General features: G+C 36.2%; 1 pseudogene. It reads right to left on the reverse strand.

The window, feature by feature from the left end:
• Positions 1–140 precede the first annotated feature (140 nt).
• A pseudogene (gene ehxA, locus E0D98_RS24125) lies at positions 141–1,485 on the reverse strand (enterohemolysin EhxA); the annotation flags it as partial.

Below are 1,485 nucleotides of genomic sequence, written 5' to 3' on the forward strand. Positions count from 1 at the left end.
TTATAGCTTCAGCATTGACAGTTATATTATGATATTGTGCAAGCAATATCAGTGCATACAGACTATTATGAGAACTACATTTACTCATTATATAACGATGACCATTCCTCCTGGAATGGTCATCACCTCCGCTTTTAGTCTCAGACAGTTGTCGTTAAAGTTGTTGAGTGTGTGTTATTTTGATGTAAGGATAAATTATATAAAGATGCTAATCGTTCATCACCTGAATCGAACCCTGAAACTGAAGAAATAATCTTGTTAATATCATCGGCAACACTGGTGATATTAATCATGTTTTTTTCAGATGCTATATTACTGGCTTTTATATAACCTGACCATTCATTATTATGAGGTATCTTATCAGCTTTTATCTCACGACCATCTTTATCTGTTATAACCTCAACAAGATGATTATCTGCTCTTGAAGCATCTTTCGCAAACCAGTTTTTAAATGTTATCCCATTGACATCATTTGACTCATTAAATGAAAGTACACCATTAATGGCTTTATTCATGACAAGATCATTTCCAACTCTCTTAAATGCAATATCATCAAAGCTAATATCAGATAAGTGCAGACGATCTCCTTTACCTCCTTCATCTGCAATTGTATGATGACCATAGTTTTGCCTATAAACATAAATATCATTACCAAAACCACCATTCAGATAGTCATTACCTTCCCCTCCATCCAGAAGGTCAATACCACCACCACCATAAAGTTTATCATCACCAGTACCACCTGACAGAATATTATAAGCTCCGTGTGCCTGAAGCTCATCATTACCGCTTCCTCCTGTCAGATAATTATTACCATCCCCTCCACTCAATTTATCGTTTCCACTACCACCAAATAACTGGTCGTCTCCCTGTCCTCCGGATATATAATCATCCCCATCATCGCCGTATAGTCGATCATTACCATCATTACCTTCGATATAATCGTTCCCATCTGCGCCATGGAATATATCATTAAACTTACCGCCTTTGAATTCATCATCATGTTTTCCGCCAATGAGTTCTTCAACAGAATGAAGATTATCTATCACATCATAAGGAATTCCACCGGTTCTGAATTCAAAATCACGATATTGTATTTTCTCTGTTCGTTTCCCTACTGATACCTCCTGTTCCTTAACGACTTCCTGCAATACCTTCACGTCACCATACATATTTTTTGAAACTATATACTCACCAGGTTTTGATGCTCCTGTTGCATCAATTGTTAGTTTACCAACATCCGTCTTATTATAAGATACGGTATCATGACCTTCACCAGCAAATACTTCTGATGAGCCTGCCCCAGAATAAACCATATCGTCTTTATCTCCGAGCTCAGAAATTATTCTCGCCTGATAGTGTTTGTTATCCTTTTCAACAAACTGAATCAAATTTGAATAATCATATACACCTTTATGATTTTTTATGCCTTTTACAGACCATGTATCCTTACCATTTACAATAAGAGATGTCATATACTCATAT

Origin of the sequence: Escherichia sp. KCJ4928, assembly GCF_004352695.1 — a bacterium.
Taxonomy (GTDB): Bacteria; Pseudomonadota; Gammaproteobacteria; order Enterobacterales; family Enterobacteriaceae; genus ECMA0423.